Raw genomic sequence first — 20,948 nt, 5'->3', positions numbered from 1 at the left:
TGTCATACAGGATCGCTAGGGTGTGCGCATGAATGATCTGGCCAATTCCCCCATGACTACGACTTCTCCCCCCAAGCGCATTGACTTCAATACGCCTGAACTGCAACGCAAGCGTCGCATTCGCGCGCTCAAAGACCGCCTGACCCGCTGGTACGTCCTTGTTGGCGGACTGGCGGTACTGGGTGCGATCACCCTGATCTTTTTCTTCCTCGCCTATGTCGTGGTGCCGCTGTTCCAGGGCGCCGACCTGACCGTCAAGGACCCGCTGACCCCGGCCTGGATGCAGGACGCCGGCAAGCCGCTGATGTTCTCCCTGGAAGAGCAGAACCAGGTCGGCATGCGTGTCTCCGACAAGGGCCAGGCGCTGTTCTTCGACATCGACAGCGGTGCCGAGCTGCGCAAGGTCGACCTGCCGATCCCGGCCGGCGCCAACGTGGTGTCCATCGGCAAGGACCAGCCCGGCAATCCGCTGGTGGTGGTCGGTCTGTCCAACGGCCAGGCCCTGGTGTTCCGCCACACCTACAAGGTCAGCTACCCGGACGGCAAGAAGACCATCTCACCGGCCATCGAGTACCCCTACGGCGACAGCCCGATCACCCTGAACGAGCAGGGCGGTGCCCTGGAGCACGTCAACCTCAACGCCACTGATTCGTCGCTGATCATCGCCGGTTCCACCGGTGCGCAACTGCATGTGCTGAAGCTGACCCGCGAAGAAAACATGATGACTGGCGAGGTCACCAGCGAGCAGAGCCGCATCGAGCTGCCGCAGATGACCGAGGCGGTGAAGGCCATGTACATCGATCCGCGCCAGCAGTGGCTGTATGTGATCAATGGCCGGGCCCAGGCCGACGTGTTCAGCCTGCGGGACAAGAGCCTCAACGGTCGCTACAAACTGCTGGAAGACGCTGACACCGAAGTTACCGCCAGCACCCAGCTGGTGGGCGGCATCTCGCTGATCATCGGCACCTCCAAGGGTGGCCTGGCCCAGTGGTTCATGGCCCGCGACCCGGATGGCGAACTGCGCCTGAAGCAGATCCGCACCTTCCAGATGGGCACCGCGCCTATCGTTGAAATCACTGCCGAAGAGCGTCGCAAGGGCTTCGTTGCCCTGGACGCCGCCGGCAAGCTCGGGGTGTTCCACAGCACCGCCCACCGCACCCTGCTGGTGGATCAGGTGGTGGATGGCCAGGGCCTGTTCGGCCTGTCGCCACGGGCCAACCGGGTGATCGTCGAGGCCGGTGGCAAGCTGCAGCCGCTGCTGCTGGACAACCCGCACCCGGAAGTGTCCTGGAGCGCGCTGTGGAGCAAGGTCTGGTACGAGAACTACGACGAGCCTAAATACGTCTGGCAATCCACCGCGGCCAACACCGACTTCGAACCCAAGCTGAGCCTCTCGCCCCTGACCTTCGGCACTCTGAAGGCGGCGTTCTACGCCATGCTGCTGGCGGCACCATTGGCCGTGGCGGCAGCGATCTATACCGCCTACTTCATGGCCCCGGGCATGCGCCGCAAGGTCAAGCCGGTGATCGAGCTGATGGAAGCGATGCCCACGGTGATCCTCGGCTTCTTCGCCGGCCTGTTCCTGGCGCCCTATGTCGAAGGTCATCTACCGGGCATCTTCAGCCTCTTGATGTTGCTGCCAATCGGCATTCTGGTGGCCGGTTTCATCTTCAGCCGCCTACCGGAGTCGATCCGCCTGAAAGTGCCGGATGGTTGGGAAAGTGCGCTGCTGATTCCGGTGATCCTGTTCGTGGGCTGGTTGTCGCTGTACATGAGCCCCTTCATGGAAAACTGGTTCTTCGGCGGCGACATGCGCATGTGGATCTCCCACGACCTGGGGATCACCTACGACCAGCGCAACGCCCTGGTGGTCGGCCTGGCCATGGGTTTTGCGGTGATTCCGAACATCTACTCGATCGCCGAAGACGCCGTGTTCAGCGTGCCTCGCGGCCTGACCCTGGGCTCTCTGGCCCTGGGCGCCACGCCGTGGCAGACCATGACGCGGGTGGTGATCCTCACCGCCAGCCCGGGGATCTTCTCGGCACTGATGATCGGCATGGGCCGCGCCGTGGGCGAGACCATGATCGTGCTGATGGCCACCGGCAACACCCCGATCATGGAAATGAACCTGTTCGAAGGCCTGCGCACCCTGGCCGCCAACGTCGCGGTGGAAATGCCCGAATCGGAAGTCGGCGGCAGCCACTACCGCGTGCTGTTCCTCTCGGCGCTGGTGCTGCTGTTGTTCACCTTCGTCATGAACACCCTCGCAGAACTGATTCGTCAGCGTCTGCGCAAGAAATACTCGTCGCTTTAAGAAAGGTAGAAGTCTGTGAAACAGAACTCCCTAAAAGACTGGTTCAAGAGCGGCGCCCCGGGCGTCTGGATCAGCGGTGGCGCGGTGTCCATCGCGGTCATCATGACCATCGGCCTGTTGGCGGTGATCGCCGTGCGCGGCCTCGGCCACTTCTGGCCGGCCGACCTGGTGCACGCCAGCTATGACGTGCCGGGCCAGGCCAACCACCTGGTCATCGGTGAAGTGGTGCAGAAGGAAGAAGTGCCCCGCGCGCGCCTGAAGAGTGCCGGTTTGCCGGTGCCCGACCAGGGCCCGGAGTTCATGACCCGGGAGCTGATCAAGGTCGGCAACCGTGACCTGAACGGCAACGACTTCACCTGGATCGTCGGTGAGTGGCTGACCAACCAGAGTTACCCCAAGGAGCTGATGGCCATCGAGCGCCGTGAGTGGGGCAACTTCTACGGCTACCTGGTCAACGTCAAGGAAAGCGGCAAGGTGGTCGCCGAAGGCGAGGCCGCCTGGCCTGAGCTGCAAGCACGGATCAACCGCGTGAACCAACTGGCGGCCCAGCTCAAGAGCCTGGAGAAGTCCGACATCGGCGCGATCAACGCCGGTCTGGAGCGCCTCCGCCTGCACGGTCGCAAGCTGGAGCTGGAGGGCCGGATGAGCCCCGCCGCTCAAGCCGACATGGACGCCGAGCGGGCCGAACTCAATGCCCGTTACCAGGACATCGAAGCCCGGCTCAATGACCTGCACGCCCAGTTCAATCGCGACAGCCTGACCGCCCGCGATGCCAACGGCAAAGAGCTGGAGATCAGCCTGGGCAAGGTGGTGCACGCCTACCAGCCGAATGCCATGGGCACCTTCACCAAGATCGGTTTCTACTTCAGCAAGATCTGGGAATTCCTCAGCGACGACCCCCGTGAAGCCAACACCGAAGGCGGGATCTTCCCGGCGATTTTCGGCACCGTGATGATGACCTTGATCATGGCCATGATCGTCACCCCGTTCGGCGTACTGGCGGCGGTCTACCTGCGTGAATATGCCAAGCAGAACACCCTGACCCGGGTGATCCGCATCGCGGTGAACAACCTGGCAGGGGTTCCGGCCATCGTCTACGGCGTATTCGGCCTGGGCTTCTTCGTCTACGTGCTGGGCGGTTCCGTGGACCGGCTGTTCTTCCCCGAAGCTTTGCCGGCGCCGACCTTCGGCACCCCGGGCCTGCTCTGGGCTTCCCTGACCCTGGCGCTGCTGGCAGTGCCGGTGGTGATCGTGGCCACCGAGGAAGGCCTGGCGCGGATTCCCCGCACCGTGCGTGAAGGTTCCCTGGCCCTGGGCGCGACCAAGGCCGAGACCTTGTGGAAGATCGTCCTGCCGATGGCCAGCCCGGCGATGATGACCGGCATGATCCTCGCGGTGGCCCGTGCCGCCGGTGAAGTGGCGCCGCTGATGCTGGTGGGTGTGGTGAAACTGGCGCCGTCGCTGCCAGTGGACGGCAACTACCCGTACCTGCACCTGGACCAGAAGATCATGCACCTGGGCTTCCACATCTATGACGTTGGCTTCCAGAGCCCCAACGTCGAGGCGGCGCGGCCGCTGGTGTACGCCACCGCGCTGCTGCTGGTGCTGGTGATCGCCGTGCTCAACCTGTCGGCCGTATGGATTCGCAACCACCTGCGCGAGAAGTACAAGGCGCTGGACAGCTAATCGGCTGGTTTCTACAGAACAGAATGATGTCACCGCAGGCCAGACGCCTGCGGTTCACGACAAACGAATTGGTAGCACAGGGAGCATCCCATGCAACACGAAGCACATACTCACGGCATCAACATGTCCGCCCTGGGCCGCGACAAGCAGAGCCTGAGCCTGGAACAAGAGACCGTGGCCATCGAAGTGCCCGGCCTGAGCCTGTTCTACGGCGAGAAACAGGCACTGTTCGATGTCAGCATGAACATCCCCAAGCAGCGTGTGACCGCTTTCATCGGCCCGTCCGGTTGCGGTAAGTCGACCTTGCTGCGGACCTTCAACCGCATGAACGACCTGGTGGACGGCTGCCGTGTAGAGGGTGCGATCAACCTTTACGGCAACAACATCTACCGCAAGGGCGAAGACGTGGCCGAGCTGCGTCGTCGGGTCGGCATGGTGTTCCAGAAGCCCAACCCGTTCCCCAAGACCATCTACGAAAACGTGGTCTACGGCCTGCGTATCCAGGGCATCAACAAAAAGCGTGTGCTCGACGAAGCCGTAGAGTGGGCGCTCAAGGGCGCGGCGCTGTGGGATGAGGTCAAGGACCGCCTGCACGAATCGGCCCTGGGCCTGTCCGGCGGCCAGCAACAGCGTCTGGTGATTGCCCGGACCATCGCCGTGGAACCTGAAGTGTTGCTGCTGGACGAACCCTGCTCGGCCCTGGACCCGATCTCGACCCTGAAGGTCGAAGAACTGATCTACGAGCTCAAATCCAAGTTCACCATCGTCATCGTGACCCACAACATGCAGCAGGCGGCGCGGGTTTCCGACTACACCGCGTTCATGTACATGGGCAAACTGGTGGAATTCGGCGATACCGATACGCTGTTCACCAATCCGGCGAAGAAGCAGACCGAAGACTACATCACCGGGCGTTACGGCTAGAAAGCAGCTGCAAGCCGCACGCTTCAAGCGGCAAGTAACAGCAGTTCAACGCGACGAAACCTATCAACTGGCAGCTTGTAGCTTGCGGCTTACAGCTTTTGTGGAGCAGAACCATGATTTCGAAGGAAGGCCTCACCCACCACATCTCCGCGCAGTTCAATGCCGAGCTGGAAGAGGTGCGCAGCCACCTGCTGGCCATGGGCGGGCTGGTGGAGAAGCAAGTCAATGACGCGGTCACCGCGCTGATCGAAGCCGACTCCGGGTTGGCCCAGCAGGTGCGCGAGATTGACGATCAGATCAATCAGATGGAGCGCAATATCGACGAGGAATGCCTGCGCATCCTCGCCCGTCGCCAGCCGGCGGCTTCCGACCTGCGCCTGATCATCAGCATCTCCAAGTCGGTGATCGACCTGGAGCGCATCGGCGACGAAGCCACCAAGATCGCCCGTCGGGCCATCCAGTTGTGCGAAGAGGGCGAAGCTCCTCGTGGCTACGTGGAGGTGCGGCACATCGGCGACCAGGTGCGCAACATGGTGCGCGATGCCCTGGACGCTTTTGCCCGCTTCGATGCCGACCTGGCACTTTCCGTGGCTCAGTACGACAAGATCATCGACCGTGAATACAAGACCGCACTGCGCGAGCTGGCCACCTACATGATGGAAGACCCGCGCTCTATCTCGCGGGTTCTGAGCATTATCTGGGTGCTGCGTTCGCTGGAGCGGATCGGCGATCACGCGCGCAACATTTCCGAGCTGGTGATTTATCTGGTGCGTGGCACCGACGTGCGCCATTTGGGGCTCAAGCGCATGAAGGAAGAAGTTGAAGGCACAAGTGGCGAATCCGCTAATGTTCCGGATCAAGCTGACGATAAGTAAGAGTGCCCGAGAAGAGCGCCCGGCCCTTTGGCCGGGCGTTTTTGTTTGTGCTCCTCGAATTTGAAAAGCAGCACCCGCGAACGAAAAGTCCCGGCGTGACTGAAGAGTTTTGGCAAAGTGCCATCAGCCAGCGTTATGCTTGCCGGGATTTTTAAAGGGGTGGTCGATGAGTAAGGTAAGTGTGTTGGTGGTGGATGACGCTTCGTTCATTCGTGACCTGGTGAAGAAGTGCCTGCGCAACTACTTCCCTGGCATCAAGATCGAAGACGCGATCAACGGCAAGAAGGCCCAGGCGATGCTCGCCCGCGAAGCCTTCGACCTGGTCCTGTGCGATTGGGAAATGCCGGAAATGTCCGGCCTTGAGCTGCTGACCTGGTGTCGTGAGCAAGAGGCGCTGAAAACCATGCCGTTCGTCATGGTCACCAGCCGTGGCGACAAGGAAAACGTGGTGCAGGCGATCCAGGCCGGGGTTTCCGGCTATGTGAGCAAGCCTTTCACCAATGAACAGCTGCTGACCAAGGTCAAGCAGGCGCTGAACAAGGTCGGCAAGCTCGACACCTTGATGAACAGCGCGCCGACCAAGATGAACTCGGCCTTCGGCAATGACTCCCTGAGCGCCCTGACCGGCGGCAAGCCGGCGGTGGTGGGGGCGGCTTCGGCCCCGGTCAATCCGTTTGCCAAGCCGGCCGCCCCTGCGCCGGCCTCGGCAGCCGCAGCGCCGGCGCGTGGTTTGCTCAACAGCCCTCCGGTCAAGGCGCCGACGCCCGCAGCAGCGGCCAGTGGCGGTCGTGGCCAGGGCCAGCTGCGGTTGTCCAGCGGCAATCAGCCGTGCGTGATCAAGGCCCTGAGCATCAAGGAAGCGTTGCTGGTGGTGAAGCGTACCGACAGCCTGCCTCAAGTGCTGGAGAGCGCGGTGCTGGACCTGGAGCAGGGCGACAACGCTGAAGTGGCGCGGCTCAACGGCTACCTGCATGCGGTGGTGGCGTTGGAGCCCAAGCCGGACAGCGATTGGCTGCAACTGACCTTCCGTTTCGTCGACCAGGATGCCCAGAAGCTCGATTACATCTCGCGCCTGATCGCCCGCGGCACCGCGCAGAAGCATTTCGTTCCCGGCGCCTGATCCTCCCAGTCCGCTTTGTAGGAGCTGGCTTGCCAGCGAAAGCGTCCACAAGAGCAACACAAGGCTTGCGGGTCTCTTCGCCGGCAAGCCGGCTCCTACGAGGATCTAAGCTGCGGAAATCTGCGGAAAACACTTTTCCCGTTGCGGACTTTTGCCTTGCGCTGAGACGGCCTGCTGCACCATCCCGCTATCGAGCGAACCACTCGCAACATAGGCCGTAACCCTCAAGCCGCAAGGCTTTCGCCGTACCCCTCGATACTTTCTGGCGTACGTCCGATTGGTCTTTTTGTCCTTGATTTATATCTGTTTGGATATAGATCGTGCGTAGCGCTAAGTGCCTTTCAGCGCTTGTGGCCATGCCTTGAAACAACCCGGCGCGGCCGGTCCTGGCCGTGTTGATTAGCCTTGTTCCTGGTCATTAACAGGAGAGGTTCGATGCCCAGGCACAAGGATGTGGTGTTTGTCGGGAGCGCGCTGCGAGATCTCCGGGCGTTCCCTGAAGATACCCGTCGGGCCGCCGGTTTGCAGTTGGATCTGCTGCAGCAGGGTGAACAGCCCTACGATTGCAGGTCGGTGAAAACCATCGGCCCGAGCGTTTTCGAGATCAGGGTCCATGAGGATTCAGGGGCGTTTCGGGTGTTCTATGTGGTCAAGCGGCCGGCAACCATCTATGTGCTGCATGCGGTGCGCAAGACCACCCGCAAGACCGAAGCGCGGGAGATCGAACTGGCTCGCGCCAGATATCAGGAAGCAGGTTCACGCCATGACTGATTCACCGGTTACTCAGCGGTTCACCAGTGTCTGGGATGCCCTTGAGGCCACTCCCCAGGAAGCCGCCAACATGCGCCTGCGGGCCAAGCTGATGCTTGAGCTGGGCAAGACCGTACAAGCCTGGGGCCTCTCGCAGAAGGAGGCGGCCAAGCGCCTCAATATCTCCCAGCCACGTCTCAATGACGTACTCAGCGGCAAGATCAACAAGTTCTCCCTCGATGCCCTGGTCAACCTGTCGGAGGCCGCGCAACTGGGCGTGGATATCCATTTCGATGCGTCGGGCACGCACCCTCTGGCCCCGGCCTGATTCACACAAGCTCCATATCCGGCTGTTAGCGTGCCTGCATAACCTGCCAAGAGGCTGCCCAATGCTTGTGCGCCTGCTGCTGTTGTGCGGACTGTCCCTGCTGGCCACCTCGCTGGCGGCGATGACCGTCTACAAATCCGTCGACGCCGATGGCGTGGTGTCCTACAGCGACCGGCCTTCGCCGGGAGCCCAGGCGTTCGTGTTCCGCGATCGCATGGAGGAACACCTGGAGCGCCAGGTGCGCCTGGATATCCAGAAGCACAAGGACGGGGACGCGGTGTATGTGCGCAACGACCTCTACGCGCCGGTGGAGATCGAGTTGGGCTTTGCCGGTTTGCACAACGTCAGTGGAGCGCCCGGACGCCCGATCCGACAGGTACTGCCGGCCCGCAGCAGGCAGCGCCTGGCGCTGCTCACGGCGATTCGCGCCGATCAGCCCTTGAGCTATGTCCCCAGGTTCCGTTATTCCCTGGGCGACCCGGCAGGCGCCACCCAGGCCTATCGCTACCCGCTGCCCTGGCGCGGCGGGCCGTTTCGCCTGACCCAGGGCGCCAATGGCCAATACAGCCATTTCGGTCCCAGGAGCCGTTATGCCATGGACATCGCCATGCCCGTAGGCACGCCGATCATCGCCGCCAGGGGCGGGGTGGTGGTCAAGACCGAGAATGCGCAGAACGGGCGGGGCGACAACCCGGCGGGCAACTTCGTCCGGGTGCTGCACGACGACGGCACCATGGGCGTGTACCTGCACCTCAAGCAAGGTTCAGTGACTGTGCGCGAAGGGCAGCGGGTGGCGGTGGGCAGCCCGTTGGGGTTGTCGGGCAATACCGGCAACAGCAGCGGGCCGCACCTGCATTTTGTGGTGCAGCGCAATACCGGGCTGGGGCTGGTGTCGATTCCCTATCAGTTCAACCAGCCGCTGGGGGACCTGCCGAATTTTGCCTTGGGCAAGAAATGACCTGCTGCTGTAGGCGCCGGCGTGCCGGCGAACGGGCCGAGGGGCCCGTCAATCCAGCATCAACACCTTGGCCAGGATGATCTTCGGTCCCTTCATCTTCTTGATGATGATGCGCAGGCCTTCGACTTCCAGCACTTCTTCCTCTTCCGGCACCCGTTTCAGGGTTTCGTACACCAGGCCGGCGAGGGTTTCGGCTTCGATATGGTCCAGGTCGATGCCCAGCAGGCGCTCGACCTTGAACAGTGGCGTGTCGCCGCGCACCAGCAGCTTGCCTGGCTGATAGGCGAGGATGCCGCGCTCGGTCTTGCGGTGTTCGTCCTGGATGTCGCCCACCAGTACTTCCAGCACGTCTTCCATGGTCAGGTAGCCAATCACCTTGCCGTCGGCTTCTTCCACCAGGGCGAAGTGCGAACCGCCCTTGCGGAACTGCTCCAGCAACTGCGACAGCGGCATGTGCCGCGACACACGCTCCAGCGGGCGAGTCAGCTCGGCCAGGTTGAACGACTCGGGAATATGGTCCAGGGCCGCCAGTTCCAGCAGCAGGTCCTTGATGTGCAGCAGGCCGACGAACTCGTTGCGCTCGCTGTCGTAGACCGGATAGCGGCTGAACTTGTGGCGACGGAACAGGGCAAGGATTTCCTTGAGCGGCGCGTTGAATTCGACGCTGACCAGGTCCTCTCGGGAGTTGGCCCAGTCCACCACTTCCAGTTCGCCCATTTCCACGGCCGAGGCCAGTACGCGCATGCCCTGGTCGCTGGGGTCCTGGCCGCGGCTGGAGTGCAGGATCAGCTTGAGTTCTTCACGGCTGTAGTGATGCTCGTGGTGCGGGCCGGGCTCGCCCTGGCCGGCAATGCGCAGGATGGTGTTGGCGCTGGCATTGAGCAGGTAGATGGCCGGGTACATCAGCCAGTAGAACAGGTACAGCGGTACCGCCGTCCACAGCGACAGCAGCTCGGGTTTGCGGATCGCCCAGGATTTGGGCGCCAGCTCGCCGACCACGATGTGCAGGTAGGAAATGATGAAGAACGCGGTGAAGAACGAAACGCCGCGGATCACTTCCGGGGAGTTCACGCCTACGGCGCCCAACAGCGGCTCCAGCAGGTGGGCGAACGCCGGCTCACCGACCCAGCCCAGGCCCAGGGAGGCCAGGGTGATGCCCAGCTGGCAGGCCGACAGGTAGGCGTCCAGCTGGCTGTGCACGGTACGCAGGATCTGCCCGCGCCAGCCGTTCTTGTGGGCGATGGCTTCGACTCGAGTCGAGCGCAGCTTGACCATGGCGAACTCTGCGGCAACGAAAAAGCCGTTGAGCAGGACCAGGATCAGAGCAAAAAGAATCATGCCGAAGTCGGCGAACAGAGACGCGAGGGTGAAACCAGGGGAAGGGTCCATGATGGAGTTTTGCGGGTTCCGTGTATTCGAAGAAGAAGGAAAGGCGGTGCCTGAATGGCAGGCACAAGTGACGCAATGTAGCGGCTGACGGGGCGATTGCCTAGGGGCAAACCACGGTCAGCGCTGTTCGGTAAGGCTGCCAGCTGCGGCTTTTTTAACCTGGGCCGGGGCGAAATGGCAGGTAAAGGTACTGCCGTGGCCCAGTACGCTGCTGATTTCCAGGCGTGCGCGATGACGCAGCAGCACGTGCTTGACGATGGCCAGGCCCAGGCCCGTGCCGCCGGTATTGGAGTTGCGGCTCGAATCCACGCGGTAGAAGCGTTCGGTGAGGCGCGGCAGGTGCTTGCTGTCGATGCCGATCCCGGAGTCTTGCACGCTCAGGTGCGCGCCTTGGTCGTCGCCCCACCAGCGGATGCGGATATTGCCTTCGGCCGGGGTGTATTTCACCGCGTTGAACACCAGGTTGGAGAAGGCGCTGCGCAGTTCCGCCTCGCTGCCCTTGAGCTGTACCGAGGCGTCGGCTTCCAGGGTGATGCGCTGGTTGCGCTCCCCGGACAGGGCCTGGGCATCGCTCTTGATCGATTGCAGCAGCCCATCGATGGGCACCGGCTGGTTGTCCGAGGGATAGTCGGTGGCTTCCAGCTTGGCCAGCAATAGCAGGTCGTTGAGCAGGGTCTGCATGCGCCCGCCTTGCTGCTGCATCTGTTGCAGGGCACGGCTCCAGCGCGGATTCACTTCCTCGACGTTGTCCAGCAGGGTCTCCAGATAGCCGCAGATCACCGTCAACGGGGTACGCAGTTCGTGGGACACGTTGGCGATGAAGTCCTTGCGCATCTGTTCCAGCTGGTGGATGCGGGTCACGTCGCGCACCAGCATCAGGTGCTCATTGTTGCCGTAGCGGGTGATGTACAGCTGGATGCGCACCCGGTCGTTGGCCGGGGAGGGGATCTCCAGCGGTTCGGCGTAGTTGTCTTGCTCGAAGTATTCCTTGAAGCGCGGATGGCGCACCAGGTTGGTCACCGGCTGACCGCTGTCCTGGGGCGTCTTGAGGCCCAGCAGGGTTTCGGCGGCGCGGTTCCACCATTCCAGGTTGCCGTCGCTGTCGAGCATGATCACCGCGTCTTTCAGGGCCGCGGTGGACTCCTGGACCCGGTCGATCACCGCCTGCAGGCGCCCGCGCACCCGTTGGTCGCGGCGTTGCAGGTGATAGATGCTGTCGAACACCTCACCCCACAGGCCATAGCCGTCGGGCGGTGCTTCGTCGGGTTGATGCAGGCGCAGCCATTCGTGCAGGCGCAGCAGCTGCTTGAGGGTCCAGGCCAGGTAGAGCCCTAAGCCGGCGGCCAGGCTCCAGCCGTAGTAACCACTGATCAGGCCCACCAGCAGGCAGCCGGTGATCAACAGCAGCAGGTGGCGAATCAGGGTGCCATGCCAGTTTTGATTCACTTGAAACACGTCCGTGGGGGTGAAGCAGCTCCGAGCTGCAAGTGTTGAAGCGGTCACTCATCGGCGCGCCGCTTGTTGCTTGCCGCTGTTCTCAGGCCTTGGTGGAAAAACGATAGCCGGTGCCGCGCACGGTTTGTACCAGATTCTCGTAGGCGTCACCCAGGGCTTTGCGCAAGCGGCGGATGTGCACGTCTACGGTGCGTTCCTCGACATACACATTGCCGCCCCAGACCTGATCCAGCAGCTGGCCGCGGGTGTAGGCACGCTCCTGGTGGGTCATGAAGAATTGCAGCAGGCGGTATTCGGTGGGGCCCATTTCTGCTGGCTTGCCGTCGATGGTCACCCGGTGGCTGATGGGGTCCAGCAGCAGGCCGCCGACTTCGATCGGCGCTTCGCCATCGGTAGGGCCGGCGCGGCGCAGCACGGCCTTGAGGCGGGCCACCAGCTCACGGGGCGAAAACGGCTTGGTGATGTAGTCGTCGGCGCCGACCTCCAGGCCCTGGATCTTGTTGTCCTCTTCACCCTTGGCGGTGAGCATGATGATCGGGATGTCCCCGGTCAGCTCGTCGCGCTTGAGGCGTCGGGCCAGCTCGATGCCGGAGGTGCCGGGGAGCATCCAGTCCAGCAGGATCAGGTCCGGCTTGCGGTCGACGATAATGGCATGGGCCTGCTGAGAGTTCTCTGCCTCCATGCAGTCATAGCCGGCCATTTCCAACGCAACGGCGATCATTTCGCGAATCGGCGCTTCGTCGTCAACGATCAGAATGCTTCTGCCAACCATGCTGGAACCTCTTGTCATTTAACTGTCTTGCGCCGCATTAGATAACGGAATTATTGCAGTCGTGTGACAGTATTTCAGGTCGCGAGGCGCGGTGCAGCTTCGTCGACTACGCTTTGGGTCCGATTCCTGACAACCACAAAAGAAGGTTTCCATGACTCTGTTCAAGCAATCGTTGAAAGTCCTGCTGGTAGGCGCTGTCCTGGCCTTGCCGACATTTGCCCTGGCCGCCGACCCGGCGATGAGCAAGGACGGCGTGCTGGTCAATCTCCAGGGCATGACCCTCTACACCTTTGCCAAGGACACCGGTGGCAAGTCCATGTGCAACGACAAATGCGCCGCCAACTGGCCGCCGCTGATGGCCGAGGGCAGCGACAAGGACATGGGCAAGTGGACGGTGATCAAGCGTGACGACGGCAAGATGCAATGGGCTTATGACGGCAAGCCGCTGTACAGCTTCGTGATGGACAAGAAGGCCGGCGACATGACCGGTGACGGCAAGATGGACGGCGCCTGGAAGGTCGCCAAGTCCGACTGACCTTTTCGGGTCGTTCGCAGCCTGCGGCAGCGGCTACACCGATCTCTGTAGCCGCTGCTGAGCCATGGCGAAGCTGCGAAAAGGCCCGCAGGGCCTTGCTTGACGCTCTAGCGCAACGTGTAATCCAGGACCACGCCGATAAAGATCGCCATGCCGGCCCAGTGGTTGTGCAGGAAGGCCTTGAAGCATTTCATCCGATCGCGATCTCGGGTGTACCAGAACTCCCAGGCAAAACACGCCGCCGCCACCAGCAGCCCCAGGTGGAACCAGCCCCCCAGATGGAAGCGTGCGCCGGCCAGCAGCAGGCAGCCCAGGGACAAGCCCTGCAGGGTCAGGATGATCACCCGGTCGGCATCGCCGAACAGGATCGCCGTGGACTTGACCCCGATCTTCAGGTCGTCGTCGCGGTCGGTCATGGCGTAGTAGGTGTCGTAGCCCACGGTCCACAGCAGATTGGCGATGTACAGCAGCCACGCACTGGCTGGCAGTTCGCTGTTCTGCGCGGTGAAGGTCATCAGAATGCCCCAGGAATAGGCTGCGCCCAGGACCACCTGTGGGTAATAGGTGTAGCGCTTCATGAAGGGGTAGCAGGCCGCCAGGGCCAGGGCGCCGAACGACAGCCAGACCGTGGTGGCGTTGGTGCACAACACCAGCAGGAAGGCTGCGCCCATGAGGAGCGCGAACAGTGCCAGGGCTTCCTTGGCGCTGACCTTGCCGGTGGCCAGGGGCCGTTGGTCGGTGCGCTTGACCTGGCCGTCGACCTTGCGGTCGGCGAAGTCGTTGATGGCGCAGCCGCCGGCTCGGGTCAGGATCACGCCGAAGGTAAAAATCAGCACATGGCTCAGGGAGGGCTGGCCCTCGGCGGCGATCCACAGGGCCACCAGGGTCGGCCACAGCAGCAGGTAGATGCCGATGGGCTTGTCCATGCGGGTCAGTTGCAGGAAGTCCCAGGCCCGTGGATGCAGGCGATTGAGGGATTTGAGCAGGCTCAGGTACATCAGTAGGCCTCCGGTTGGGCTTCGATGGCGCGCCACAGGCTGGGCAGGAAGACCTCGGCGACCAGCAGGCTCAAGGGGCCGCGATCGAAACGCGAACGCCGGCCCCAGAGCCCTTCGGTGGCCACGGCGGTGGGCAGCCAGGCTTGCGGATAGCGGCAGACTTCGATGGGCTGGCGGGTAAAGGCTTCATCGCAGAACAGCAGTTCCCCGAGGGAGCGGCTGCCCAGTTCGTCGATGTTCAAGCCGCCTTGCTGCAAGGCGCTGCGGGCGGCCACGCTGCGGGCGAACACCCAGGCTTCGCCGTGGCCCCGCAGGTACACCTCGCGAACCCAGCCTTCACTCTGTTCGGGCAGGCCCAGGGCCACGCACTCGTCGTTGCGCAGGGTTTGCCATTCCTCCACCAGCGGCGTGACGCTGAAGCCGTCGCGGGAGAGTCGGGTCAGGCGCCGGGTCAGCGACCCTTCATCGAACAGCCAGTTGGCAACGGCTGAGCCGGGGAATGGGGACAGACGGCTTTGCACCAGCCAGGTCGGGGCCGGTGCGGGGGGCATTGAGTGCGGCACAGTGGGTCAGTATTGGCAGCAAATGAGGCGGCGAGCTTAGCATGGCAATCGCCGGTTTTGATTGATCCAGGACGCCTGGCAGCACGAACGTGCTTGCATCTGCCGGTAGTGATCAGTAAAAAACCCCCAGTGCCGGACGCTGATCAGCGTGGCCTTTAGAGTCGATCCATCGACCGAGCCTGAACTCCCGAGGAAATGCATCAATGAAAAAGTGGCAATGTGTGGTCTGCGGCCTGATTTATAACGAAGCGGAAGGCTGGCCGGACGACGGTATTTTGCCGGGTACCCGTTGGGAAGATGTGCCTGAAGACTGGCTCTGCCCGGACTGCGGCGTGGGCAAGATGGATTTCGAAATGATCGAGATCGCCTGATCGAATTCTGTGGATTGAACGACCAATAACAAGGAGCAGGGAATGAGCGCACCGGTGGTGATCGTGGGAACAGGTCTGGCGGGTTACAACCTGGCCCGGGAATTTCGCAAGCTCGACGGCCAAACGCCGTTGTTGCTGATCACTGCCGATGACGGCCGTTCCTACTCCAAGCCGATGCTGTCGACCGGTTTTGGCAAGAACAAGGACGCCGACGGCCTGAGCATGGCCGAGCCCGGCGCCATGGCCGAGCAGCTCAAGGCCGAGGTTCGCACCCACACCCGCATCAGCGGCATCGATCCGGGCCACAAGCGTTTGTGGATTGGTGAGGAGGCGGTGGCCTACCGGGATCTGATCCTGGCCTGGGGCGCGGAAACCGTACGGGTGCCGGTGCAGGGCGACGCATCCGAACTGATTTTTCCCATCAACGACCTGGAAGACTACGCACGCTTTCGCGCCGCGGCGGCGGGCAAGCGGCGGGTGCTGTTGCTGGGGGCCGGGCTGATCGGCTGCGAGTTTGCCAACGACCTGATCCTTGGCGGCTACAGCGTGGATCTGGTGGCCCCGTGCGAACAGGTGATGCCGACCCTGCTGCACCCGGCTGCTGCGGCGGCGGTCCAGGCCGGACTGGAAAGCCTGGGCGCGCGCTTCCACCTGGGACCGGTGCTCAACCGCCTGCAACGCTGCGCCGACGGCCTGGAAGCCCATCTGTCCGATGGCCAGGTGATCGCCTGCGATCTGGTGGTCTCGGCCATTGGCCTGCGCCCGCGCATTGATCTGGCCGCGGCTGCCGGGTTGGTGGTCAATCGCGGCGTGGTGGTGGACCGCGAGCTGAAAACCTCCCACGCCAATATCTATGCCCTGGGCGATTGCGCCGAGGTCGACGGCCTCAACCTGCTGTACGTGATGCCGTTGATGAGCTGCGCCCGGGCCCTGGCGCAAACCCTGGCCGGCAAGCCCACCGCAGTCAGCTACGGGCCGATGCCGATCACCGTGAAGACCCCGGTCTGCCCGCTGGTGGTGTCGCCACCGCCACGGGGCGCCGAAGGTGTCTGGACCGCTGAAGGGCAAGGGGCCGACATCAAGGTGCTGTGCCGTGACGCTAGCGGCCAGCTGCTGGGTTACGCCCTGACCGGGGCGGCGGTGATGGAGAAACTGGCCCTGAACAAGGAACTCCCGGCCCTGCTGGCTTAAATACCGGTCGTTCTGTCGGAATAACCGGGTTTTTGCACCTACAAAGGTCGTGGCAAGACTGGCGCCACTCTCAAGCGCGTGCCATCCTCACTCCCGTCTGCCGCAGCGTAGAGCCTGCGGCGCCTTGGGCGCTGTTCCCGTGAACAGCACGGACATAACAACAAAAAACCGTCAAAGAGGCTTCACACTATGCGTAAACCAGAACTCGCCGCAGCCATTGCTGAAAAAGCGGACCTGACCAAAGAGCAGGCCAATCGCGTGCTCAATGCCATCCTTGAAGAGATCACCGGGGCTCTGCACCGCAAAGACAGCGTCACCCTGGTTGGTTTTGGCACCTTCCTGCAACGCCACCGTGGCGCCCGCACCGGCAAGAACCCGCAAACCGGCGAGCCGGTGAAGATCAAGGCCAGCAACACCGTGGCATTCAAACCGGGCAAGGCGCTGAAAGACAGCGTCAACCCATAAGCATTGAGCGAGCTCCCGGCAGCGGGAGCTCGCAGGGGAAAATAGGCACGCCGAGCGCATCGGGTGCCTATTTTTTTTGCCCGCTGATTGCTTGCGGATCAGCTTGCGAAGCCGCGGTGGCGTGGCTAGGATGCGCGATTGTCCGACACGTGATCTAAGGCCAAGGATGACCCGTTCCACTGACAAACCCCCGGCACGGGTGGCCGCGTTGCGCTACCTGGGGCGCCCCGATATCGCCGCCATGCTACTGGGCTGCATCCTCTCCCTTGGCCTGTCATCGGCCTTTGCCGGCAGCGACTCGCGACTGGCCCAGATCGGCTATCGCGAGGCCCTCAACTGGTTCCACAGTCAGAAATACGACAGCGCCGGCGTCTGGCTCTGCGGCTATTCCCTGGCCCGCGAGGACTACAGCGTGGCGCCCAAGGCGCCGCGTTTGCTGGTGGAAGTGGATGAGCGCTTTCTCTACCTCAAGACCGGCGGGCAACTGGTGGAACTCACCGGCGCCGCCCAGGGCCCCGAGCGCAGCGAGTACCAGAATGCCGGCGCCCATATCCGCGTCACCCTGAACATCCTCAAGCGCAACAACTTCAGCGAGTACCAGGAATCCCACGACCGCCAGGTGCTGGCAAAGATCGAGATGAACGATCAGATCCAAACCCTGACCCTCAAGGGGCAATCATGCGGTACTTGAACCGGGTGGGCCTGAGCCTGCTGCTCAGCGCTTGCACCCTGCCGGCCCTGGCCGATGAGGCCAATCCGGGTCAAGGCTGCTACGGCTACCTCACCGAAATGGTCAGGAGCAGTGATTTTCCCTACCGCGACTTCACCACCCCAGAGCGACTCAAGCTGCTGATCGACCGCGATGATGGCGATGAACTGAGCCTGCAGCTGTTCTACGAAACCTCCGGCAGCGGGATCATCGGCTGGGTTCGCTACGACGTGCCGCAGCAAGCGCTGTGGAATGTCAGCATCGATCCCGAAGAGCCCCAGGCCCTCAAGTTCGACCGGCGCTTTGCCCAGGCTTACGCCTCCTGTCTGAAAGCACGCTGAGCCTGATCCGGGTGCCTTTGCCGGGGTGGATCGGTTTGTTCAAAGTTGCCGACGGGTTCCTTGATTGTTGCCGGTCATTGCTTGAAAATCCGCCGCTGTCCGACCCCCTCAGCATGGAACGCGAACCTCTTGTCCTCTTACCGCATTCAAGAAGCCGACCTCGACATCCCTGACGCCTGGCAGGACCAGAGCATCAATATCTTCAAGCTGCCGGCTGTGGGTGGCGCCCAGGAAGCCAGCTTCGTCATCAGCCGCGACCCGAGCCAGGGCGACGCTTCATTCGCCGATTACGTGGCCCGGCAGCTGAGCGGTGCCGAGCAGCAACTGCCGGGCTTCACCCTGATCAAGCGCTGGGAGTTCGACATGCACGGCCACGCCTCGGTCCTGCTGGACTACAGCTGGAAACGCGAAGGTCGCGAGCTGATGCTGCGCCAGGTGTTCATCGAGCGTAAGCCGGCGGTGCTGATCACCACCCTGACCACCACGCCGCAAGACCTGGTGCACCACGAGCCGGCCTGGAAACAGGCCATGCAGAGCCTCAAGCCTCAGCCTTCGCGGGCCTGATCCCTTCGCTGAGTAGCGCACCATGGATATGTTGGCAGCAGCGCGCCTGGGGGATGAGATCGCCCACGGTTTTGGCGTGGCGGCGATGGTGGCGGGGGCCGTTGTCGGTGCCCTGATTGGCGCCGCGGTGGTGGCGGCGACCGTGGCCACCGGTGGCGTGGCGATCGCCATCATCGCCGGGTCGGTTGCGGCCGGCGGTTTGTCGATGTTCCAGATCGCCAAGGGCCTGAGCACGATCTTCAACCTGCCCGAACCCAGCACGGGGGTGCTGGTGGAGGGCAGCTTCAATGTCCGCATCAACCTGCGCAACGCCATGCGCGCGGGCCAGGATCATTCGTCCTCGTGCAGTGGCCTGCCGCTGAATCATCCGATCTGGCCGTTCCCGGTGCTGATCGCCGAGGGCAGCGCCAAGGTCACCATCAACGGCAAGCCCGCCGCGCGCCTGCAAAGCAAGATGGTTTGCGGCGCCCACATCAAGACCGGCAGTGAAAACACCTTCATTGGCGGGCCCACGGTGCAGGTGGCCTTCGTCCTGGATATCGAAGGCTGGATGCACACTGGGCTGGAGGCATTGGGGCTGTTGGCGGCCGGCGGGGCCCTGGTATTGGCGGCCTGCGCCGGAGCGGCGGCATTTTTCGGGGCCCTGGCCATTGGTGGGGTGATGTTCGCCGGGATGTCCCTGCTGGGTGACCTGGGCGATCGCCTGGGCCCCGGCTATCGTGACTTGCTGCAAGGCGTTGCCGGCATGGCCTTGCTGGGCCTGGGGCCGAAGATGGCCAAGGGCATCAAGCCGCCCCAGTTCAAGCCCGGCTTCAGCGAGGCGGATATCCTGGCGATTCCCAAGGGCTCGCGCCCGGACCCTTCGGAATACCTGACGCCCCAGTTTATGTCCAAGCACCTGGCGCAGTTCGACAAGGGCGCCTCGCGCCTGATGAGCAAGGGCAACCTGGACAAGTACGGCATCGGCCAGAAGGACGGCACCTCGTTTATCGCCCCCAGGCACGAAATCGACCAGTTGCTGGCCCGCACCAAGGGCAATCCCCGGGCGCTGGAAGACGCCCTGGGCCTGCCGAAGAACTTTTTCGAATCCGGTGGCGAGCTGGTGCGTGTCGACCTGCCGAAGCCCCGGGACATGAACCTGCGCATTCCCTCAGGCAACGAGGCCGGCGCCAACGAGAGCTGGATCCCCGGTGGTAAGCTGCCCGAGGGCACCAGCGAGGCAGTGATCGACGCCGGCGGCCTCAAGACCAGTGACCTGGACTGGAAAATCCTCACCTTCTAAGGACCGAAATGAAATTCAACGATCTGTTTGTCAGCCGTGAAGAGATGTTCTCGATGGGCATCGAAGAAGTCTCCGGCCAGCACTACGTCTCCTTTCCGGTCAGCAACGGCATGGTCGATTACGAGGAGTACTACGCCATCGACCAGGCGACCTTTGAGCTGTTCCAGAACGACCTGCAAGCCGCGCTGGAATTTGTCGCCCGCGCCAGGAAGCGCGAGCTGGATCAGTTGCTGATCATCCAGCCGGGGAAGAATCGCGGTACCGCGATCTGACCCGGCTTCGCCTTGGCATCAGGCCTGGTTGCGGTATGGCATGAAGCGACCTTCGGCCCGGTAGAGGCCCAGGCCTTTATCGCCCTTGAAGCCTGTGTCGATCAGGCCATCGGCCAGGGCGCCCGAGATCAGCAGGTCTCCCGAATCCGGTTCCCTGGCGATCTGCTCCATCCCGGCGACGCTGTCGAGGAACCAGGTCTTGTTGAAGTAGAGAAGGGTGCCGTCGTCCGTCCGTTCCGCTTCGGAGCACGTGTGGTCGATGGCCTTGACGGCCTGGATGGCGTTGACGATGTAGTACGGCTGGCTGACCTCCTGGTGGTCGGCCACCAGGCGCAAGGGCTGGATCAGCTCGACATCGGCCGGCGCCTGCTGGTGGAGAAAGTCCGCCAGGCGCGCCGACACCAGGGGAATGCCCCCCAGCAGCCACAGGCAATCATGCTCCAGCAAGCGCTCAGCTCAGCGCCGCCAGGAGTTGCTTGTTGAACGACTCTTTCAGTTCCTGGTTGTTGGTGTAGCCCAGGGTCTGCTCGCTCAGAATCTTCGCTAGCGTTGCGTCGTCCGGTTGGATTGCGTTGGTTTTCAAGGCGATAACAATCAGCGGGACCGGATAGGCGTAATACTTTGGCCTCTCGATGACATCGCTCACCAGTGCGGGGCTGACGTTGAAGAGGTTGAACAGGATAGGCAGGTGAACATCCTGGAGCCGGCGCAGAATCACCTGGCAGGTATTTTCAATGCCTTGTTCGGTCACGGGCAGCAGTGGACAGCTGTCTTTTTCGCTGACCGTCGACATGCAGTAGAGCAATTTCGGATTGGCCAGGTTGGACGGGTAGGGCGGGCTTATCCGCTCGATCTCCGCCTGCAGGGCCGGGTGTTCGACAAAGATGATGATTTCGTAGGCGCGGGTGTTGGCCAGGTACTCGAAATGCAAGGTCGCCACGGCGCCCGATTCTTTATGTGCAATCACCACTTTGTTCCGGGTGACTTTGACTCCGGGATAAGCCGAGAGCTCGCTCTTCAAGAAAAGCTGGAGTGCCTTTTCGAAGTTGCTGCGCAATTCCTTGGTGTCTGCTTTCATTTCTCGAT

At 62.6% G+C, this 20,948-nt stretch carries 24 protein-coding genes; 17 read left to right on the top strand and 7 right to left on the bottom strand.

From position 1 onward, the window contains the following. Positions 1-28 precede the first annotated feature (28 nt). From ACMGF8_RS04365 to ACMGF8_RS04330, 8 genes are all read left to right on the top strand, one after another. Positions 29-2,314, top strand: coding sequence for an ABC transporter permease subunit (locus ACMGF8_RS04365; protein WP_102862318.1), 2,286 nt, complete (start codon positions 29-31; stop codon positions 2,312-2,314). Between the two features lie 15 nt (positions 2,315-2,329). Next, complete coding sequence (gene pstA, locus ACMGF8_RS04360; RefSeq protein ID WP_102862317.1) at positions 2,330-4,000, top strand: phosphate ABC transporter permease PstA; 1,671 nt, start codon at positions 2,330-2,332, stop codon at positions 3,998-4,000. 90 nt (positions 4,001-4,090) lie between these two features. Continuing rightward, on the top strand, positions 4,091-4,924 hold the full coding sequence (gene pstB, locus ACMGF8_RS04355) for a phosphate ABC transporter ATP-binding protein PstB (protein WP_102862316.1): 834 nt from the start codon (positions 4,091-4,093) through the stop codon (positions 4,922-4,924). Positions 4,925-5,037: 113 nt separating this feature from the next. Beyond that, positions 5,038-5,799: a phosphate signaling complex protein PhoU gene (phoU, locus tag ACMGF8_RS04350; protein ID WP_025130765.1), complete on the top strand. Its 762-nt coding sequence runs from the start codon at positions 5,038-5,040 to the stop codon at positions 5,797-5,799. A gap of 166 nt (positions 5,800-5,965) precedes the next feature. Next, the gene (locus tag ACMGF8_RS04345; RefSeq protein ID WP_102862315.1) at positions 5,966-6,919 is read left to right on the top strand and encodes a response regulator; all 954 of its coding nucleotides are present in this window, start codon (positions 5,966-5,968) and stop codon (positions 6,917-6,919) included. Between the two features lie 435 nt (positions 6,920-7,354). Continuing rightward, on the top strand, positions 7,355-7,690 hold the full coding sequence (locus tag ACMGF8_RS04340; protein WP_416758797.1) for a type II toxin-antitoxin system RelE/ParE family toxin: 336 nt from the start codon (positions 7,355-7,357) through the stop codon (positions 7,688-7,690). Then, positions 7,683-7,997 carry a helix-turn-helix domain-containing protein gene (locus ACMGF8_RS04335; protein WP_102862313.1) on the top strand — a complete coding sequence of 105 codons (315 nt, stop codon included), beginning with the start codon at positions 7,683-7,685 and terminating at the stop codon, positions 7,995-7,997. The genes ACMGF8_RS04340 and ACMGF8_RS04335 overlap by 8 nt, the downstream gene beginning before the upstream one ends. Positions 7,998-8,058: 61 nt before the next feature. Further along, a complete protein-coding gene (locus ACMGF8_RS04330; protein WP_102862312.1) occupies positions 8,059-8,955 on the top strand; it encodes a peptidoglycan DD-metalloendopeptidase family protein in 897 nt (298 codons plus the stop codon). 48 nt (positions 8,956-9,003) lie between these two features. Here ACMGF8_RS04330 and ACMGF8_RS04325 read toward each other — a convergent pair whose 3' ends face one another. The 3 genes from ACMGF8_RS04325 to phoB all read right to left on the bottom strand — a co-directional run bounded on the left by ACMGF8_RS04325 (position 9,004) and on the right by phoB (position 12,571). Then, the gene (locus tag ACMGF8_RS04325) at positions 9,004-10,344 is read right to left on the bottom strand and encodes a hemolysin family protein (RefSeq protein ID WP_102862311.1); all 1,341 of its coding nucleotides are present in this window, start codon (positions 10,342-10,344) and stop codon (positions 9,004-9,006) included. A 117-nt stretch (positions 10,345-10,461) separates the two neighbouring features. Continuing rightward, on the bottom strand, positions 10,462-11,790 hold the full coding sequence (gene phoR / locus ACMGF8_RS04320) for a phosphate regulon sensor histidine kinase PhoR (protein WP_102862310.1): 1,329 nt from the start codon (positions 11,788-11,790) through the stop codon (positions 10,462-10,464). 91 nt (positions 11,791-11,881) lie between these two features. Then, positions 11,882-12,571 carry a phosphate regulon transcriptional regulator PhoB gene (phoB, locus tag ACMGF8_RS04315; RefSeq protein ID WP_003177195.1) on the bottom strand — a complete coding sequence of 230 codons (690 nt, stop codon included), beginning with the start codon at positions 12,569-12,571 and terminating at the stop codon, positions 11,882-11,884. Positions 12,572-12,722: 151 nt separating this feature from the next. Between phoB and ACMGF8_RS04310 the strand changes: the two genes are divergently transcribed. Next, positions 12,723-13,106, top strand: a complete 384-nt coding sequence (locus ACMGF8_RS04310; RefSeq protein WP_102862309.1) for a hypothetical protein — start codon at positions 12,723-12,725, stop codon at positions 13,104-13,106. Positions 13,107-13,213: 107 nt separating this feature from the next. Here ACMGF8_RS04310 and ubiA read toward each other — a convergent pair whose 3' ends face one another. Both ubiA and ACMGF8_RS04300 read right to left on the bottom strand, forming a co-directional pair. Continuing rightward, positions 13,214-14,104 carry a 4-hydroxybenzoate octaprenyltransferase gene (gene ubiA, locus ACMGF8_RS04305; protein WP_416758793.1) on the bottom strand — a complete coding sequence of 297 codons (891 nt, stop codon included), beginning with the start codon at positions 14,102-14,104 and terminating at the stop codon, positions 13,214-13,216. Next, positions 14,104-14,667 carry a chorismate--pyruvate lyase family protein gene (locus tag ACMGF8_RS04300; RefSeq protein WP_416758791.1) on the bottom strand — a complete coding sequence of 188 codons (564 nt, stop codon included), beginning with the start codon at positions 14,665-14,667 and terminating at the stop codon, positions 14,104-14,106. Before ACMGF8_RS04300 ends, ubiA begins: the two co-directional genes overlap by 1 nt. A 203-nt stretch (positions 14,668-14,870) precedes the next feature. On the opposite strand from ACMGF8_RS04300, the gene ACMGF8_RS04295 reads away from it, so the two are divergent. The 8 genes from ACMGF8_RS04295 (at position 14,871) to ACMGF8_RS04260 (ending at position 19,862) form a co-directional block, all read left to right on the top strand. Then, positions 14,871-15,038, top strand: a complete 168-nt coding sequence (locus tag ACMGF8_RS04295) for a rubredoxin (RefSeq protein WP_025130776.1) — start codon at positions 14,871-14,873, stop codon at positions 15,036-15,038. Between the two features lie 42 nt (positions 15,039-15,080). After that, positions 15,081-16,229, top strand: a complete 1,149-nt coding sequence (locus ACMGF8_RS04290; RefSeq protein WP_102862306.1) for an NAD(P)/FAD-dependent oxidoreductase — start codon at positions 15,081-15,083, stop codon at positions 16,227-16,229. Between the two features lie 189 nt (positions 16,230-16,418). Continuing rightward, entirely contained in the window at positions 16,419-16,694 is a 276-nt protein-coding gene (locus ACMGF8_RS04285) for an HU family DNA-binding protein (protein WP_102862305.1), read from the top strand. 166 nt (positions 16,695-16,860) lie between these two features. After that, positions 16,861-17,385 carry a hypothetical protein gene (locus ACMGF8_RS04280; RefSeq protein ID WP_102862304.1) on the top strand — a complete coding sequence of 175 codons (525 nt, stop codon included), beginning with the start codon at positions 16,861-16,863 and terminating at the stop codon, positions 17,383-17,385. Next, positions 17,373-17,744, top strand: coding sequence for a hypothetical protein (locus ACMGF8_RS04275; RefSeq protein ID WP_102862303.1), 372 nt, complete (start codon positions 17,373-17,375; stop codon positions 17,742-17,744). The genes ACMGF8_RS04280 and ACMGF8_RS04275 overlap by 13 nt, the downstream gene beginning before the upstream one ends. Positions 17,745-17,873: 129 nt before the next feature. Further along, positions 17,874-18,308, top strand: a complete 435-nt coding sequence (locus ACMGF8_RS04270) for a DcrB-related protein (protein ID WP_102862302.1) — start codon at positions 17,874-17,876, stop codon at positions 18,306-18,308. 22 nt (positions 18,309-18,330) lie between these two features. Beyond that, positions 18,331-19,590 carry a PAAR domain-containing protein gene (locus ACMGF8_RS04265; protein WP_102862301.1) on the top strand — a complete coding sequence of 420 codons (1,260 nt, stop codon included), beginning with the start codon at positions 18,331-18,333 and terminating at the stop codon, positions 19,588-19,590. Positions 19,591-19,598: 8 nt separating this feature from the next. Next, on the top strand, positions 19,599-19,862 hold the full coding sequence (locus ACMGF8_RS04260) for a hypothetical protein (RefSeq protein WP_102862300.1): 264 nt from the start codon (positions 19,599-19,601) through the stop codon (positions 19,860-19,862). Between the two features lie 18 nt (positions 19,863-19,880). On the opposite strand, the gene ACMGF8_RS04255 is transcribed toward ACMGF8_RS04260, so the two are convergent. Together ACMGF8_RS04255 and ACMGF8_RS04250 are read right to left on the bottom strand one after the other, a co-directional pair. Continuing rightward, a complete protein-coding gene (locus tag ACMGF8_RS04255; RefSeq protein ID WP_207166763.1) occupies positions 19,881-20,309 on the bottom strand; it encodes an imm11 family protein in 429 nt (142 codons plus the stop codon). A gap of 4 nt (positions 20,310-20,313) precedes the next feature. Continuing rightward, entirely contained in the window at positions 20,314-20,940 is a 627-nt protein-coding gene (locus ACMGF8_RS04250) for a hypothetical protein (protein ID WP_416758786.1), read from the bottom strand. Positions 20,941-20,948: the final 8 nt, after the last annotated feature.

This window comes from Pseudomonas sp. BNK-7 (assembly GCF_048072025.1).
In the GTDB taxonomy this organism is placed as follows: Bacteria; Pseudomonadota; Gammaproteobacteria; order Pseudomonadales; family Pseudomonadaceae; genus Aquipseudomonas; species Aquipseudomonas danubii.
This window is presented reverse-complemented; position numbering and strand designations above follow the sequence as displayed.